Raw genomic sequence first — 17826 nt, forward strand, 5'->3', positions numbered from 1 at the left:
CTCTCTGATTTATTAATGGCAATTACCCGTTTGCGCTACCCCTAATATTGAAAATATCTTACACTGGTTTTATCTCAAGCAAGGTCAGTGTTATATGCTAAATATTATTCAATCAAACCGTATGGAAGCCCTGCAAGCGCAGTTCCACCAGCTGTTAAAAGTTAACCCATTGCAAAGCCTGTTCGACAAAGAAGTAGTGCTAGTGCAATCGCCGGGTATGTCGCAGTGGTTAAAAATAGGTTTGAGCGAAAACTTAGGGGTCGCAGCGCAGGTAGATTTTCCGCTGCCATCGAGCTTTATTTGGCAGTTGTATCAGCAATTGCTACCAAATGTCCCTAAAGAGTCGGCATTCAATAAACCTAACCTTGCTTGGAAACTGTTTGCAATTTTACCAAACTGTATTGACGAGCCATTATATTTGCCGCTAAAAACCTATTTAGAGGGCGATATAGACGGGCAAAAAACCTTTGCGTTGTGCGAAAAAATAGCGGATGTGTACGACCAATATTTAATGTACCGACCGCACTGGATAGCCACATGGGATAGCGGCAAAGATGAGCTTGATGATGTAGATGTAACCATTGCGCCATGGCAACCTGATTTATGGCGACGCATTGTAAAACTAAGCCAAGAGCTTGGGCAAAGCCAATTTCATCGCGCTAATATGCAAGGGCAATTACTTGCAGCACTTGAGACGATGGATAATAGTTTACTGCCACAACGCATTAGCTTATTTGGTATATCGGCGATTGCCAGCTCCCAGCTTGAGGTGTTTGAAGCACTGAGTAAAAAAACCGAGGTTATATTATTCTTTTTTAACCCGAGTGAGCATTACTGGGGCGATATCATAGATGAAAAAACAGCGGCTAAAATAAGCGCTAAATACGCTAAAATGCCGCTGGTGGAAGCACAACAAAAAAAACAAGCCAATCCAGATGAAGAGTACTACTTTATTGGTAATCCGTTATTGTCGTCGTGGGGTAAATTAGGTCGCGACTATTTTGAACAACTTGTACAGTTAGATGCCCGTTGGATTGATGGTTTTATTGATGTGTTTGACGACACCTTACTAGGGCAAGTACAAAGTGAGATTTATCAGCTTGCGTTTAAAGGTGAATCGCTGAGTGATAACAAAGAGTGGTTTATAAACGACGAAGGTAAGTTACCAATCAGCGCAACCGACACCAGCATTACGCTCAGCGATTGCCATACACCGCTTAGAGAAGTTGAGCGCTTGCACGACTACTTACTTAACTTATTTAATCAAAACCCAGCGCTTACCCCTAAAGACATAATCGTCATGATGCCCGATGTAGGCACTTACAGCCCTTACATTGAAGCCGTATTTGGTGGAGCACAAGGTAGCCGCTTTATCCCTTACGCATTGGCCGATTTAGCCATAGAGCAAGAAAAGCCTGTCCTTAGCTCATTTGCGAGTTTAGCTAACTTACCGTTTTCGCGCTTTGGTGTGTCGGATATTCTCGATTTATTACAAGTGACGCAAATAGCCGAAAAGTTTGGGCTTGAAGCACACGAATACGAGCAAATTCAATACTGGCTTGAACGTGTAGGGGTTAAATGGGGCATAAACGCAGCGCATAAAAGCAGCTTTGATTTACCCGCTATCGATTTAAATACCTGGCAACATGGGCTCAATCGTTTGTTGCTTGGCATTGCCATGCGCGACGAGCAATGCCCGTTTAACGGTATTTACAGCGCCGATGAAGTAGAAGGCATGGCGCTTGATACACTCAATAAGCTCGTGCACTTTATTGATGTACTGCAAAGCTTTAAAGAGCAGTTAACGCTCGACGATACGCTCACTAATAAAGCGCATATTTTAAGCGAGCTATTAAACGCGATATACGAAAGTGAAAGCGACGACAGCTGGGATTTATTAGTACTGCAAAACGTGCTGGAAGAGTTACAAAAGCACCACGACAACGGCGATTACAGTAAAGCGGTTTCGCAGCGTATTGTTAGTTACTTAATTAGACAAGGCATTCAAGAAAAAGGCGTAGGCCAGCGGTTTTTAGTTGGGCAAGTAAACTTTTGTACATTGATGCCCATGCGCGCCGTGCCATTTAAAGTGGTGTGTATGCTGGGTTTAAACGATGCCGACTACCCACGTAACGTACAACCTATTGGTTTTGACCTAGTGCCTTACTCTAAAAAGCAAAAAGGTGACCGATCACGTAAATTAGATGACCGCTACTTATTTTTAGAAGCACTACTGAGTGCCCGCGACAACTTATACATGAGTTACATTGGTCGTTCGTGTTTTGATAACCAACCGCGCATGCCATCAACCCTTGTAAGCGAGCTGTTAGAATATATTGGGCGTAGCTTTGTATTAAGCGAGAAAAGCGAAAAAACACTGCCAGAATGTCTAATCAATCAGCAGCATTTACAGCCCTTTAATAGCCATTATTATTTAGCCGATGAACAATCCAATACTGTGCTGAGTAACCACAGTTACAATCCAATTTGGCTGCCAAGTGAGTCAATTAAACCAGAGCCAGTTACCGCGCTTGATGTTGTTGTGCCAGAGCAGTTAGATCTTGATGTGTTTATTAAAAGTGTGTGCAGCGCACAAGAGAGCTTTTATCAACAAACATTAGGTTTGCGCCTGCCACAATTTAACGAAGTAGCAAAAGACGAAGAACCCTTTAGCCTAGATGCACTGCGCCGTTATTTTTACCTTGATGAAATACTTAAAGCCAATATAAACGAGCATCCACTAAGTACCGAGCAAATACTGCAGCGGGGTGAGTTACCTCAAGCCAATGTTGGCAGCCTCATATTTGAAAGTATGGAGCACCGAGTTGACGCGCTTGCAGGGCTGGTTAAAGAGCACATTAAAGGCGGGAAAAGTGAGCAGATAGAAGTTTTGCTTACCATTGAAGGCACCAAAATAGAAGGCTGGCTCAATCATGTTTATTTGCAAAAACAAGTGTTTTATCGCAGCGCGAGTATTAAAGCCAAAGATTTAATTAAAGGCTTTATTTATCACCTTGCAGCGCAAAGTATGGATCAACAAGTAGAAACATTGTTACTTGGGCTTGATAAGCAAATTACCTTTGCGCCCATAAACAAAGCCGATGCGGATGCACTATTAGCCGATTGGTTTGAGTTATACAAAGCGCTGCGCGCAGAGCCGGTGCCGTTTTTTCCGGTAAGTGGGTATGAGTACGTTAAAAGTGGCGGCGATATAATAAAAGCAATGAGCAAATTTAGCCCGCAATACATAGGGCGAGGCGAGGGCGAAAATCCGTATATTCGCTTAACGGTGCAATCGCTAAACGACTGCCAAGAAGAATTTATAAAATGGAGTGATAAATTGCTCACGCCTTTATTTGAACACGCAAAGGAGAGTAACCATGCAAGCGCTTAATCCTCTTACTATGCCGCTCATTGGTCAAAGTTTAATAGAAGCCAGTGCGGGTACAGGTAAAACCTATACAATTACGGGGCTGTATTTACGTTACTTACTAGGTATGCAAATAGAAGGTGAGCTAAATACGCCGCTCAGTGTTGAGCAAATCTTAGTGGTGACATTTACCGACGCTGCTACCCAAGAAATTAAAGACCGCGTACGCAGCCGAATTATTGCTGCGCGCGATGCACTACTTGGGCAAGACCCAGACGACGAACTCATTGAAGGCGTAATTGCCGCCATTGATGATAAGCACCGCGCGTTTGATTTACTCGATGCAGCTGCTAAATCGATGGACGAAGCCGCTATTTTTACCATTCATGGCTTTTGTCAGCGGATGCTAAAACAACATGCGTTTGAGTCGGGAGTGGCGTTTAATCTCGAGTTTATTTTGGACGAGCGCGACATACTGCTCGAAACCATTAAAGATTTTTGGCGTGCGTTTGTATACCCACTTAATAAAGAACGCACCGATGCTATTTTAGATGTATTTGCCGCACCAGAGTCGTTATTTGCTCAAGTGGCCAGTATTTTAAATAAAGCCAATGCACACATTACGCCACAAATAAATTTAGAGGATGTATGGAAAGCGCGTGACGAGTACATAACCTGTGTACCTGCATTTAAAAAAGCAGTGTTAGAGCAAGAGTTTATAGGTGCCATTAAAAGCTCGGGTTTAAGCGGGTCTAAAACGCCAGCTCGAAAAGGCAGCCTTGCAGCGCTTGAAGCATTTTGTTTAGGCGGCGATTTGTTTTTTGAATTTGGCACTAACAAGTATTCGTTTGAAGTGTGGAGTACAGAAAACCTAAGCGATGCAGGCAATTATAAAAAAAATCAGCCATTATTTGTGCATCCATTACTGAGTCAATTTGACGAGCTTGCCGCCCTTAATAACACCATAAACCAAGGGCTCAAAATAGCAGTTATACAACATGCAGCACGCTGGGTAAAAGCCGCCATAGTTAAGCGCAAGCAAGAGCAAAGTGTGATCACTCCCGATGATTTATTGACCAATTTACACAGTGCGCTTAATAACGAGCAAGGCGACGTACTAGCGCAAAAAATTGCGCAGTTGTTTCCGGTTGCCATGATTGATGAATTTCAAGATACCGATCCGATTCAGTACGGTATTTTTAGTGAAATTTATGGGCAACAAAATACCACGCTTGCCATGATAGGCGACCCCAAACAGGCTATTTATGGCTTTAGGGGGGCGGATATTTTTACCTATATTGGCGCAAAAGAGGCAGTGCAGACTGAACAGCAATTTACGCTGGGTACTAACTTTCGCTCAAGCACCGATATAGTCAATAGCGTTAATAGTTTATTTGGCAAACACGCTAACAGCTTTATTTATAACGACGCCATACCGTTTAACGCAGTAGCTGCTAAAGGTAAAAAAGCGGATGACTCTTTTTTAATTGATGGCAAACCCGCTACCGCATTCGAATTTAATGTATTTGTGGATGAAGCCGCAGACGAAAAAAACAAACCAACCAACAAAGGTGTAGGGCAAGCACATTTAGCCACTCACTTTGCTAATAAAATAGTCACCCTGCTTGAAAAAGCAAAACAGGGGGATGCGTGTATTGGCAGTACCCCTGTAAGCGCTGCCGATATTTGTATATTAGTGCGCGACCGTGTTGAAGCACAAATAATGAAAAAAGCGCTTAGCGAAGCCAAAATAGCCAGCGTGTATTTATCGCGCGAGAGCGTTTTTAGCCAAGAGCTTAGCCATCACCTACTTAACTTTTTAACTGCGCTGCATGGGCAATATGACGAGTCACTGCTGCGCGGTGTATTAGCTGGCCCGTTATTTTGTTTAAGTTATAACGAAATACACGCACTCGCCGATGATGAAAATAAATGGCAAGAGCATTTAAACTTTTTTGCACAGCTTAGTCATATTTGGAACAAGCAAGGCGCTATGGCTATGCTTGAGCGTTTAATGAGTCACAACCAACTTAGCGCTAAATGGCAAGGTTTAGGGTATAACGTAGAGCGTTGGCTGACGGACTTTAGGCATTTGGGCGAAATACTTCAGCAAAAACAGATAGAGCTTGAAGGCACGCTGCGTTTACTTCGCTGGTTTGCACAAAAGGTAAGCCAACAAGATGGTGAAACAGTACAAGTACGCCTAGAAAGTGACGCCAACTTAGTTAAAATTGTCACTATGCATGCCTCAAAAGGGCTTGAATACCCACTGGTATTTATGCCGTTTGCCAGTGGCTATCGCGAAGCAAAAGAAGCGCTTTATCACGATAACGGCAAGCTAATTTACGATTTAAGTAAAGACGAAGATGCACTTCAAAAAGCAGAGCAAGAGCGCCTAGCTGAAGATTTACGCCTGCTTTATGTAGCTCTCACGCGGGCTGTGCATTTTTGTGCACTGGGTGTTTATAACATTGGGCAAGGGCAAAGTAGTCGCTTAGCTATGCAAAGTAGTGCACTAGGACACGTTTTATTTGCAGGGCTTGAGCTTGCCAGTAGCCAAACATGGCGCACGCATTTAAGTGAGTTTTGCGATGCTAATAGCGCGATGGGCTATCAGCAATTTACCTCACACACATTATTAGAGCAGGGAACACTTAGTTTTAATAATAGTGAAAGTGCGCAGCAAACATTAACTGTTAATAGTGTAACGGCAACTATTGAGCGTAATTGGCGAGCAACCAGCTTTAGTGCGTTGAGCTTTAAAAAGCACAGCGACCAATTAGCCCCAGGGCGAAGTGATGAAGATCACGAAAAAGACGAGTTTGCAGTGCAAGAGGACGAACTACCATCACCTTATAGTTTTCCTAAAGGGCCAAAGCCTGGTAGCTGTTTGCACGAAATATTTGAACAAATAGATTTTACTAGCCCTGTAGTTCATCCAACGAATAACGAGCAAAACTTATCTGAGGTAGTTAAGCGCAGCCTTGAAAAATACCACATAGGTGAGCAATGGCGAGAAGTGGCTGAAAAATGGGTGCTTGATGTTCTTGCGTGCTCTTTAGATAACAGCCTTCTTTCATTGGGTGTGCTTGCCCCCAATGATTGCCTAGTCGAAATGGAGTTTAATTTACCACTTGAGAGCTTAAGTGCACCTAAGCTAAACGAAATGTTGGTTAAACATTTTGGTTTTACGCAAAGTAAGCTTGAATTTTCACAAGTAAAAGGTTTATTAAAAGGTTTCGTCGATTTAATATTTTGCTACCAAGGTAAATATTATATTTTAGATTATAAGTCTAATTATTTAGGCAGTACGCCAGCTGATTACAAAGGCGACATGCTTGAACAAGCGATGAGCAGCCATCAGTATCATTTACAGTATTTAATTTACACCGTAGCACTGCATCGGTTATTAAAGCAACGCATAGCCGATTACTCAATAGAAACCCATTTAGGGGGTGTGTATTACACTTTTTTACGCGGGATGCCAGCAGGGCAAGGCGTGTACTTTAAAAAGCTGACTGTAGAGCAAGTGATTATTTTAGATGGCTTATTTAGCCAAGGAGCCATGCTATGAGCGAGCTAAATGAGCAACCGGGTTTGTTTGACGATATTGATCAAGCGTCTAGCGATGAACCTCTAAATGTTCTTGAACCACAAGATGAGGTGGCTGTAGCAAATGCAATTACCGAAGTCCCGTTACTTGAGTATTTATTAGCGCAAAATCGACTACGTGTAGTTGATGTAAAACTCGCTGAATTACTGTGTGCTAATAACAAAGAGCAAACACATAATGAACTGTTTTATATTATTTTACTGCTGTGCTTATCGCAGCAAAGCCAACATAGCTGCTTAACCTTAAATGAGGTTGATTGGAGCAATCCTTTTAATTTGCGCAAAGGTGATTTTAATAAACTCGATGGCAATGTACCCAGTACGCTAAGCCCGTTTAGTGATGATTTTAATGTACACACAGCGCTTAGTTATTTACAAAGCCATGAAAACGTGGGCGAAAATAAACCACTGCAACTGTTTAACGACCGGCTTTATTTTGCTCGCCTTGCCGGTTATGAGCAAACACTTGCTGATAGATTATTAAGCATGAGCGAGCGAAAGCTCAATATTAATAATGAAGTATTGGCTGAACTTTTACACACCTACTTTCCTGCAGATTCTGCAATTGAAACTGATTGGCAAAAAGTGGCATGTGCGATTGCCGCCACCAAAGGCTTTAGTGTGATCACAGGTGGCCCAGGTACAGGTAAAACCACCACAGTGACTAAGTTGCTGGCTATTTTGCAGTCGCTTTATAAAACCGCACCGCTTAGCATTAAGCTGGTGGCCCCTACAGGTAAAGCCGCTGCACGTTTAAGTGAGTCTATCTTGGGCGTTAAAAATAAGCTCACAACGATTCCTGATGATATAAAAACGCTTATACCGCAAAGCGCTCAAACTATTCATCGCTTATTGGGCGTAAAACCGTTTACTAATAAATTCAGGCATAACAAAAGCAATCCGCTGCATTTAGATGTGCTGATTATTGACGAAGCCAGTATGGTCGATTTATCGCTGATGGCTAAATTAATAGAAGCGCTACCTGTGCACGCGCGATTAATACTTTTAGGTGATAAAGATCAACTTGCCTCGGTGGATACCGGCAGCGTAATGAGCGATTTATGCCAAGGTTTAACACTTGGGCAAACGCCAAGTTATTCGCAAGCACGTTGTAATGAGCTAAATAGTTTATGCTTCAATAATGAGCCTAAGCTCATATCGCAAAGCGTGAGTCAATTTAAACTCGCAGATTGCATTGCCTTTTTACAACACAGTTATCGATTTGATGCACAAAGCGGCATTGGTCAACTTGCACTTGCGGTAAACACCAATAACACCGGTATTTTAAATTACGTAGAGCAACAAAGTACTGAAGGGCGTTTTAACGATATCATTTTAGATTATGACTTTGTAGCAAAACCGATTGAAAAGCTCGTTAAAAGTGCTGCGAGTCATTATGCAAAGTATCTTAACTTAATCGCCCAAGGTGCAAATGTTGCACAGATACATGCTGCTTTTGCTAGTTATCAGCTTTTAGCTGCGGTACGAGAGGGCGATTACGGCGTGCATAGCTTAAATCAACGAATAGAGCGTGTATTGCAACAGCAAGGCTTGATCACCGTAAGTCCTAATACTCATCATTATACGGGGATGCCTATTATGGTGAGCCAAAACGATTATCAACTTAAGTTATTTAACGGCGATATTGGCATTTTAATGCCAGATGAAAGTGGGCAGCTCAAAGCCATATTTATTGATGAACAAGGTAATCAGCGAGCATTTTCGCCTGCACGCTTGCCGGCGCACGATAAAGTATATGTGATGACTATTCATAAATCACAAGGCTCAGAATTTAGCTACACCGCTATGGTACTGCCACCGCTAAAACAAGCCCGTATGGGGATCAACAGGCAGTTAGTGTATACGGGCATAACCCGCGCTAAAAACACCTTTGAGCTGGTTGCAGATAAAAAAGTACTGCAACTAGCGATGAATAAAAGCGTATCGAGAGCATCGGGTTTGTATCAAAGATTGAAGTTATAAATAACCTGAACTCTGGTTAAGAGATTTACTAACGTATTGAATCATGGTGATATTTAAATTTATTTTCTTTAGCCAGAGATTTTCAGTGAAAACAAGGCGAATTTACGCGTCAATAGCGGACCTATTGCAAGTAAATTCAACGCAGTTAGCGCTGAAAATAGCTGCTTGAGATAGATTTATTATCCAGAGTTTAGGTTATTCACCATTTATTTTAGCCTTTAAGGTACTAAGTCTGGTACGGCCTATAGGGAGCTGTTCACCGGTATGAAGTTGCACGTTATATTTGCTGCCTTCTTCACTGAGTAATGCCTTAATGTTAGATATTGGCAATACATACGAGCGGTGTATCCGGATAAAGTCTGGGCTCAATAACGTGAGTAATTTATCTAAATTCTTATCGTGTAAAATTTGTTTAGTGCCTCTGTTTTGCTGGGCTTTAGTTACAATCACACTGTAATGGCCGTCAGCTTTGATATAGAGAATATCTTCTATTGGAAGTAATTCGATTTTTCCTAAATATTTATAGGTTAAGTATTTGCTAGCCCCATTATGCTGCTGTTGTAACCGGTTTATTGCCTTTTTAATACGCTCTTGAGTAAATGGCTTCGCTACAAAATCGAGTACGCCAATATCAAACGCGTCAATCGCTCGATCGCTATTAGCAGAAACAATAATTGTGTGGAAGCTCTCACAGAGGGTGTGCTTTAATAACTCAAAACCATCTTTACCTTGCAGGTTTAAATCTAAAAACAAAACATCAATAGGGTGATCGGTTAAGTAATCGTAGGCGTCGTCAAGATTAGTACAAATATGCAATTCGATTTTTTGTTCATCAAAGGCGTTCTCAATAAAGCGCTTTAATCTTTTTGCTACCATAAATTCATCTTCAACCATTAATACTTTTTTCATAGGGGATCCTTGAGGTTGCTATTATTAGCACGGTGATCATCATAATCTATTAACGGCGTTGATATTTTTGTAACCCATTGTTGTTTTTCAATATTCTGTAATAAAGACCATTGATTAGAAAAGCTTTCATTTAACCTTGCTGCTATGTATTTATTACCAATACCAGCGCCTATTTTATTCTGTGTACGTTCTTGTGTAGCATTTTTGTTTGAATTATGAGTAATCGCATTTATAGGGACGATAAACGTTAAATACTGCGTGTTATTCATTATTTTTTGCTCAAAAAAGAAGGTAATATGGCCTTGTTGGTAATGGTTATGCGAAATTGCGTTTTCTATTAATGTTAAAATAATACCCGGTGGAATGCAGTTATTCGGGTGAGATATATCCACTCTTAGGGAGTAATTTATATTTGAGCGATATGTCATAACTTTTAAATGGGAACGGCATAAGTCGATTTCATCTTGGAGATTGATTATTTTTTTTGCAGACAGTTGCGCCATAAATCTAAACTCATCCGCTAAGGCGTGTATAAATTTTACCGCTGTTGCAGGTGAGTCTTCAATCCACTCTTCAACAGCTGTTAATGTGTTTAAGATAAAGTGAGGTTGTAGATTACGTTTGACTAATTCAAGCTCAAGGCGACTTGCATTAATTTTACTTTGTTCAAGTTGTTTGGTATTAGCACTCATGGTTTGTGCAAGGGTGTAGAGCATTAAAAAGATTAACCCAGCAAAAGAGAGAAAAAAGTACTGATCCATGTATGAATAACTATTTATAAAAATAGGTGCAATGAATAGAGCTAAACCCAAAACCATTAATTTTGCATTGGCTTGTTGCGTAATGATAGCTTTGATACAAATGCACACAGCACTAAAAACGCCCACTAAAAATACATATAAGCTTCTATTGTCATATCCACCAACCGCGATTAACAACACAGCTTGCAAGCAAATAACAAATGCTAGCCATATTGTACGATTTGTTTTTGATAATTTAAAAAACCATGCAAAAAAACAGGTGAAAAGCAGTGAAATTAAGCACGACAATGCTAAAACTATTTGTAAGCGAGGGATTTGCCAATCGTAAGGGTAAGGCATAAGACCACGCCATGATTCTACAAAAATAAGAACCAAAATACTTAAGCATAATATGCTAAATATTAAGTAGCTGGGTTGGCGGTAACTAGTAATAAATACAATCAATGAGTACAAAGCAATTAAGAGTAAGGCGCTGGTCATTATCAACGGTAAACTGGCTTTTTTATAAGGCAGCTGTATTAAATAGTCATATTCTGTTATCGCACTTGTAAACGAGACATAATCTACCTCAGAAGAAACGCGCTGATTAGAAATACGTAAACTTAAAGTATGTGTGCCTTTATCAGTTGCAGTATTAGGCAACAGTATTATTTTATCGATCAGGCCCGCAACTTCAGTGTGTTGAGAATCACCTACAAGGCCATTTTTACCGATTAAAACACCATCCCAATAAGCCTCAAACGATCCCAAAATACTAATAAACAAACCTAGCGAAGACGAGGGCTTTTTTTCAAAATTAAAGTCCATTTGCACCCATCGAATATTTTTTGAATTTTTAATGCCGTGAAATGTATTTTTTTGCCACACAGAGCGGTTTACGATAGGTAATGAATAAGCAATATCGTCATCATCAATTAAATAATAGTGCTCGGCAAAGATAGCATCAGGCTCTTGCGCATAGGTAGCGAAGCTTGTAAAAAATAAAATGAATATGAGCTGATACTTAAGCATTGTGTTCCCTCTTTTATATTCCCCATCTTAGCAATAAAAAAGGAAAACATTCGAGGTGTTGAGGAATTATACGAGCCGTTCATGCATAAGTTGCTTATTTAAGGCGGCTAATGCGCCACACTGAGGTTTAATTTACAGAACGAGATGCTCCTATGGCTATTAAAAAAACTATCATGACTTTGAGTAAATGTTGCGCAGCGCTAAGTTTAATTGTGGCTAGTGTGTGTGTCGCTAACACTCAAAAAACGCAACTATCTATAACTGGTAATACACATCAATTAACTACTTTTACGTCACCGAGAGGTGAAGAATATAGTTATCAGCAGTTTATTGATAACTACAAAATACCTGGGCTAAGTTTTGCTGTTATTGATGATTATAAAGTGATTTATACTAATTTTGCAGGCGTTAAAGATACTAAAAGTAAGCAGAAAATTGATCAATTTACTGCTTTCTCAACGGCATCTATTGCAAAACCTGTCACTGCAACAATTGCAGCAATGCTCGCAGAGCAAGGTAAATTAGATTTAGATACACCTGTGAGTAACTATTTAAAACGCTGGGCGTTACCTTCATCAGTGTTTGAGTCATCAAAAAACCTTTCTATTCGGCAGTTGTTGTCGCATACCGCAGGGATGAGCCAAGGCGGGTATGCTGACTTTCATTTAGGGGATGATATTCCAACCCTTATAGATGTGCTTGAGGGTAAAAAGCTACCACGATATAAAGGTCCGATTTCGATGCTATTTGCCCCTGACACTGATTGGCAATACAGTGGCGGAGGGTATGTGATAGTACAAGTTGCGATTGAAGATATAACCGGTAAACCATTGCAAGCATTAGCTCAAAAGATGCTATTTGATCCATTAGGTATGAAAAATACAACGATGTATCAAAATGGAGATAAACAATTTTTAACTAATGTTGCGAAGGTTCATGATCGTCAGCAGCAGGTTATAAGAGATGGCATACCAATTTGTCCACAAATAGCACCATCTGGGCTATGGAGTACGCCACAAGACATGGCCAAATTCACAATTGAATATCAAAAGGCGCTAGCAGGTAAAGTAACGTCGGTTATTTCAACATTCGTAGCACGTACCACAACGGATATTCACACGCTTAAAAAAATAGGTGGGTGGTCACCGGGTTGGATGAGATTTGAGGCTAAAGGTAATCTAGAGTGGTTCTCGCATGGAGGGTCAAACACTGGTACTGGCGGGCATATTATGTCAACAATGCAAGGTGGTAAAGGCATTATGGTTTTTATGAATGCGACAACAGAGCACAGAAATCCTGCAATAGATGCGTTTATTGACAGTACGATAAAAAAAATGAAATGGGCACGTGTAATTTCAGCAACAGCAAAACCTTCCAAGCATCAAATAGAGAAAATGCTCGGCAGGTATTTATCTCAGTTTGATCAAATAGTGACGATTACATTATCAAAATCCGGTAACGACTTGATATATGAAGATCCCCTTCAAAACAAAAAAGGCGTTAAAATGCATTATCAAGGAGGTGGGATGTTTGCTGTAGATAATAACCCTAATCAGATAAGTGTTGTAATGAACCCCTTATCTAATAAATATTTTTTAGTACTAAATAATGTCGGGAGTGGTTTAACTGAGCGTGCGATGCGCAAACTTGAAAAAGATGAACAACTTCCTTTTGAAGTTGCAAAACAGGCTGATTTTATAAGCACATTAAAGGCATATAAAGCATGGAAAAAAAACTATCCTGATTCAAAGCTTCTTTCTGCTAATGCAATTAATAATGCCGGATATAATGCGTTAGGTAACAAGGACTACCAAGTAGCTATAACGCTTTTTAGGGTTTATAGCCATCTATATCCTGATGATGCAAATGCATTTGATAGTTTAGCAGAAGCGTACATGCTCTTTGGAGATACTGTTAATGCGATAGCAAACTATGAGCAATCTTTGCAATTGAACCCACAAAATGCAAATGCACAAAAGATGATACATACTCTTAAAAAGCAATAAGTAGTTATAGATTTAGAATGTGGAATAGCGGGTGTTAAATCTTTTTGATAAACACCCGCTAAACTAAGCATTGCTAAAGGCAAAGGGCTTTTGAAGTAGTTTATAAGTACTTTATTGTAAAGCGGTTCAAAACAGCCAAAACACTGGCATAAAGTGAAATAAGTAAAAGCTTCAATATGCTATCGCCATGTTCAATCATTACATTGACAGTTCCCATACTCACGCCACACGATAAACATAATAAAACACTCAGTACGTTTATATTTTTAAATACATTGCCAAGAACAAAGCTTGTCAGTGTAGCTGCTATACAGGCTATCGCATAACTTGCAACATTTAGAAGTTGCCATTGTTGATGGGTCAGTAGCAATATAGATGCACTAACGAAGCACAGAACGCCAATTAACAATGAAAATTTAAGTGCACTGTTACTAAGGGCAACTTTAACTGCGTGACACCCATTATAAATTGGTAAAGTGGTGAGTAATTCCCACGATTGTGAACGTTGTGCTTTTGCCCATTGGCATAACGTAACCGCAGCTAACAGCATTAATGTTAAAGCGAATAATACATGCTCTGCAATGTTATAAAAAAAGTTTATCACTATTGCAATGATAGAAAAGAGCACTAATAAAATAATGTATTGCGATAAACTAGAGCCAACAAAATAACTCAATGGGAATAGTTGTTTATTTATGGCTGTGCCGTAATTTGATAAAATTCCACTTGGTACGGGCGACCAACCTGACTGTAGTCCTTGGCGGTAATTTATAAGTGCATCGGCTTGCCATATATAGGGCATACCTAATTTGTTTTTACATAGTAAAATTAGACTTAAAACCAGCAAAGAGCATGGTATTAACCACAAAGGTAAGTGTTCAAAAAAGGTGGGTATAATAATTGCGAATGTGAATGCCAAATAACAACATGTTGTAAATAAGTGGCTTGTAACGCGGCAAATAAACCAAATACTTAAGCCCAAGATGTTTGCTAGTAACAGCATGTTGATGTTATTTAAGCTAGGCGATAGGGCAATACTACACAACAGAATTAGGTTTATTAAGGCAATAAAGACTTTACCTTGAAACATTACATGTTTGCAGTAATCAGCGACTAAGCATTGCCATTCAGTTGCTTGCATTCGGATACTTTGCCATGCAAGCGCACAATAAGTACACACCACAGCAACTATCATCATCATAGTTGATAACGATTCCACACGAATGAAAATGATACATGCGGCTGTGGCTAAAATAGCCTGAATTAAGTAGCTGGCACAGCCCAAATCTTTAAACCAAAAATTTAGACTACCCTGATACCAAGGTCGTTTTACTGCATTCATCATCCATGCAGCTCCACAAATAGTTGCTCTAATGATAAATGGTTGATGGCAAGTGCGCCCGGAATAGGCTCTCCTTGGTAGCCATAAATAATGGCTGAGTTTGCTTGCAAATTAAGCACGCGGTAGGCACTTAGATCGATGTTTTGCTCTGTAAAATTGACTCTTCTAATGGTATCGCGTACGACATCTAATTCGTCAATCAAGATAAGCTCGGCGTCTTTTATTAGGGCTATATGACTGGCTACACGTTCTATATCGGATGTGATATGTGAGGAAAATAAAATACCAGAGCCTGAGTCTAATGCTAAGTCGAACAAGTCGCCCATAAACTCGCGTCGTGCTATTGGATCCAAACTGGCTACTGGTTCATCTAAAATAAGTAATTTGGGATGATAAGCCATAGCCATGATCAGCGCTAAAGTTTGACGTTGGCCGATAGATAAGTCGTTAATTGCAGCATCAGTCGCCAGCTCAAACCGTTTGAGCCATTTAGCTTCTAATTGCAGATCCCATGTAGGGTAAAAGCTGCGGTGTAGTGCCAAAGCATCAGCGACCTTAAAGCCTTCATAACCAAATGTTTGTTGTGGCACATAACCTATTTGGGCTTTACTTTGTGCGCTGAGCTTATCACTGGGTTCACCAAAAACACGTATCTCACCTTGATCAGGTGCTATCAACCCAAGCGCACTGCGTAATAATGTCGTTTTACCTGCACCATTTTTCCCCAGTAAACCAATGACCATACCTGGCTCTAAAGCAAGCGAAACATTGTTTAATACACTTCGTTGGTCATAGCTTTTATAAATATTACTGTAGCTAAGAAGGGGCTGTTCCATACTTATAATTTCCATCGTTTTTTTATAAGCTCGACGAGCGCTTCTTGCGATACATCAAGCTGTTTTGTTTGTTGAACGAGTTGATCGATAGCCTTAAAAAGTAAGGAGTCTTGTTGATCAGGTTGTTGCGATGTTTTTTGTGCCACACGGGTAGCTTGGCCACGGCGACGCTCTAACCAGCCTTGATCGACCAATTGACCAATTGCACGTGATACCGTCATCGGGTTTACAGCAAAGTGATCTGCTATTTTACGCACTGATGGCAGCTCTTCACCGGTTAATAATTGCCCGCCCACAATCAAGCGCACAATTTGCTCATGCAATTGTTTATAGATTGGATCGCCATTATTAGGGTTGACATTAATAAATTCTAGCATTACTCTTTCTCTACTGTATTAATACATTAATACACCGATACACTAAGGTTAAGTTATCATATTGAGTGTAAAATGCAACAAGGGAAAGATTAATGAAAATCATGTTTAATTTACGTAAAAGCCTGATAAAGCTTACAATAGTACCAATATTATTGGCCAGTTCAACAGCTGTATTAGCTGATAATAATGAAAAAAACCAGCCATTACTCACTCCTTGCTATATGGAAGGGCTTGCTGATCGGTTGATGTGCGGCAGTATTAGCCAGCCTTTATCGCAAAATCCGGCGGATGGTAATATTGATATCCACTTTGCTGTAATTCCAGCTATTAAACCAAGTTACCCTGACGAAGCCATTCTTGGTTTTGCCGGAGGTCCAGGGCAAGGCGCAATTGATCTCGCTGCTATCTTTAATAGAAACTTACAATTTGCCCGTGAAACACGCGATATAGTATTGATTGATCAGCGTGGCACGGGTTATTCAAATAAGTTGCAGTGTGACAGTGATGACTTGCAAACGCAGTTTGCATTTAATGAAGCCTTTGCTGATTTACCTGCTCTGGGCGCTCAAGACACGCAAAAGTGTAAAGATAAGCTCAATATTGATTTAAGTCATTTCACTACACCCGTTGCCGCTAAAGATTTTGAAGCGGTACGAAAAGCGCTTGGCTACAAAGGGTTTCATCTATATGGAGTGTCCTACGGCACGCGAATAGCGCAAGAATATACGCGTCAATTTCCAAGTTCAGTGATCACCAGCACGCTTGATGGTGTTGTACCTATGCAACAAAGTTTAGCTGCCATTGGTGAGGCTATTGATAGCTCGCTTGCGGCCCTATTTAGTCGTTGTGAAGCCAACGCACAGTGTGCTCAGCAATACCCTGATTTGCAAACTGGGTTTACAGCTTTATTGGCTAAACTCGATGCTCAACCAGTCGAGGTGCAGGTTTTACATCCGCGTACACATGAGACTATTACACTCGCAGTTACAAAAACAAAGTTTTTCGGGGCAATACGTATGGCTTTGTACAGTCATTCACGTCGTGCGATTGTGCCACTGGTTATTACACAAACTGCACAAGGAAATTATTCAGCATTGGCGGGCTTAATGGCAGGGGCTGATATGTCAGAAATGCTCGCCATGGGTATGCATAACGCCATCGTTTGTGGCGAAGACTGGCCACAATTAAATGTTCAAACCCGTCAGCAATATAATAAAACGTATGTGGGCAGCTTGATGATAGAGGGGCTCGATATTATGTGCCCAATATTAAATGTAACAGCCGTAGATAAATCATTTTATCAACCCCTTAACAGCTCAACACCTACGTTACTGTTATCTGGTGAGCGTGACCCAGCAACACCGCCAAGTTGGGCTGAACTTGCTATGGTAAGCATGAGTGAAGCAACGCATTTGGTATCACCCACGGCAACTCATGGGATCGGCTCGCAAACGTGTGCGCCTAAAATAATCGCCCAGTTTATTGATCAAAAAAATATGCAAGATATTGATACCGACTGTATCAAAGATAAAAACGACAAACAGTTCTTTATGAATATCAATGGTGTTGCACCAATGCATACTCAGACCGCAACTTTAAACGCACAAGACAAGGAGTAA

Annotated in this window: 10 protein-coding genes; 5 read left to right on the forward strand and 5 right to left on the reverse strand. The window is 40.5% G+C overall.

The window, feature by feature from the left end; translation table 11 throughout:
- The first annotated feature begins 94 nt into the window (after positions 1–94).
- From recC to recD, 3 genes are read left to right on the forward strand one after another with little or no spacing between them, the layout of a single operon-like run.
- Positions 95–3394: an exodeoxyribonuclease V subunit gamma gene (recC, locus tag ACJJVZ_RS09445; protein ID WP_405599963.1), complete on the forward strand. Its 3300-nt coding sequence runs from the start codon at positions 95–97 to the stop codon at positions 3392–3394.
- The gene (gene recB, locus ACJJVZ_RS09450; RefSeq protein ID WP_405599965.1) at positions 3381–6944 is read left to right on the forward strand and encodes an exodeoxyribonuclease V subunit beta; all 3564 of its coding nucleotides are present in this window, start codon (positions 3381–3383) and stop codon (positions 6942–6944) included. The genes recC and recB overlap by 14 nt, the downstream gene beginning before the upstream one ends.
- Positions 6941–8965 carry an exodeoxyribonuclease V subunit alpha gene (gene recD / locus ACJJVZ_RS09455; protein WP_405599968.1) on the forward strand — a complete coding sequence of 675 codons (2025 nt, stop codon included), beginning with the start codon at positions 6941–6943 and terminating at the stop codon, positions 8963–8965. The genes recB and recD overlap by 4 nt, the downstream gene beginning before the upstream one ends.
- A gap of 195 nt (positions 8966–9160) precedes the next feature.
- Here the strand turns inward: recD and ACJJVZ_RS09460 are convergent, their stop codons facing one another.
- Both ACJJVZ_RS09460 and ACJJVZ_RS09465 read right to left on the reverse strand, forming a co-directional pair.
- Positions 9161–9874 carry a LytR/AlgR family response regulator transcription factor gene (locus ACJJVZ_RS09460; protein WP_405599970.1) on the reverse strand — a complete coding sequence of 238 codons (714 nt, stop codon included), beginning with the start codon at positions 9872–9874 and terminating at the stop codon, positions 9161–9163.
- Complete coding sequence (locus ACJJVZ_RS09465) at positions 9871–11646, reverse strand: histidine kinase (protein ID WP_405599973.1); 1776 nt, start codon at positions 11644–11646, stop codon at positions 9871–9873. The genes ACJJVZ_RS09460 and ACJJVZ_RS09465 overlap by 4 nt, the downstream gene beginning before the upstream one ends.
- 152 nt (positions 11647–11798) lie before the next feature.
- Here ACJJVZ_RS09465 and ACJJVZ_RS09470 point away from each other — a divergent pair, with 152 nt between their 5' ends.
- On the forward strand, positions 11799–13652 hold the full coding sequence (locus ACJJVZ_RS09470) for a serine hydrolase (protein ID WP_405599975.1): 1854 nt from the start codon (positions 11799–11801) through the stop codon (positions 13650–13652).
- A 100-nt stretch (positions 13653–13752) separates the two neighbouring features.
- Here the strand turns inward: ACJJVZ_RS09470 and ACJJVZ_RS09475 are convergent, their stop codons facing one another.
- From ACJJVZ_RS09475 to ACJJVZ_RS09485, 3 genes are read right to left on the reverse strand one after another with little or no spacing between them, the layout of a single operon-like run.
- The gene (locus ACJJVZ_RS09475; RefSeq protein WP_405599977.1) at positions 13753–14997 is read right to left on the reverse strand and encodes a hypothetical protein; all 1245 of its coding nucleotides are present in this window, start codon (positions 14995–14997) and stop codon (positions 13753–13755) included.
- Positions 14994–15830, reverse strand: coding sequence for an ABC transporter ATP-binding protein (locus ACJJVZ_RS09480; RefSeq protein WP_405599980.1), 837 nt, complete (start codon positions 15828–15830; stop codon positions 14994–14996). Before ACJJVZ_RS09480 ends, ACJJVZ_RS09475 begins: the two co-directional genes overlap by 4 nt.
- Positions 15831–15832: 2 nt before the next feature.
- Entirely contained in the window at positions 15833–16207 is a 375-nt protein-coding gene (locus ACJJVZ_RS09485; RefSeq protein WP_405599982.1) for a GntR family transcriptional regulator, read from the reverse strand.
- A gap of 92 nt (positions 16208–16299) precedes the next feature.
- Here ACJJVZ_RS09485 and ACJJVZ_RS09490 point away from each other — a divergent pair, with 92 nt between their 5' ends.
- Positions 16300–17826 carry an alpha/beta fold hydrolase gene (locus tag ACJJVZ_RS09490; RefSeq protein ID WP_405599984.1) on the forward strand — a complete coding sequence of 509 codons (1527 nt, stop codon included), beginning with the start codon at positions 16300–16302 and terminating at the stop codon, positions 17824–17826.

Source organism: Pseudoalteromonas sp. Ld19 (genome assembly GCF_045064135.1).
GTDB classification, from domain to species: Bacteria; Pseudomonadota; Gammaproteobacteria; order Enterobacterales; family Alteromonadaceae; genus Pseudoalteromonas; species Pseudoalteromonas aliena.

What these genes read in the sequence shown, in the direction of transcription:
- recC (WP_405599963.1), top strand. Translation starts at nt 95, where the DNA reads ATGCTAAATATTATTCAATCAAACCGTATGGAAGCCCTGCAAGCGCAG.
- recB (WP_405599965.1), top strand. Translation starts at nt 3,381, where the DNA reads ATGCAAGCGCTTAATCCTCTTACTATGCCGCTCATTGGTCAAAGTTTA.
- recD (WP_405599968.1), top strand. Translation starts at nt 6,941, where the DNA reads ATGAGCGAGCTAAATGAGCAACCGGGTTTGTTTGACGATATTGATCAA.
- ACJJVZ_RS09460 (WP_405599970.1), bottom strand. Translation starts at nt 9,874, where the DNA reads ATGAAAAAAGTATTAATGGTTGAAGATGAATTTATGGTAGCAAAAAGA.
- ACJJVZ_RS09465 (WP_405599973.1), bottom strand. Translation starts at nt 11,646, where the DNA reads ATGCTTAAGTATCAGCTCATATTCATTTTATTTTTTACAAGCTTCGCT.
- ACJJVZ_RS09470 (WP_405599975.1), top strand. Translation starts at nt 11,799, where the DNA reads ATGGCTATTAAAAAAACTATCATGACTTTGAGTAAATGTTGCGCAGCG.
- ACJJVZ_RS09475 (WP_405599977.1), bottom strand. Translation starts at nt 14,997, where the DNA reads ATGATGAATGCAGTAAAACGACCTTGGTATCAGGGTAGTCTAAATTTT.
- ACJJVZ_RS09480 (WP_405599980.1), bottom strand. Translation starts at nt 15,830, where the DNA reads ATGGAACAGCCCCTTCTTAGCTACAGTAATATTTATAAAAGCTATGAC.
- ACJJVZ_RS09485 (WP_405599982.1), bottom strand. Translation starts at nt 16,207, where the DNA reads ATGCTAGAATTTATTAATGTCAACCCTAATAATGGCGATCCAATCTAT.
- ACJJVZ_RS09490 (WP_405599984.1), top strand. Translation starts at nt 16,300, where the DNA reads ATGAAAATCATGTTTAATTTACGTAAAAGCCTGATAAAGCTTACAATA.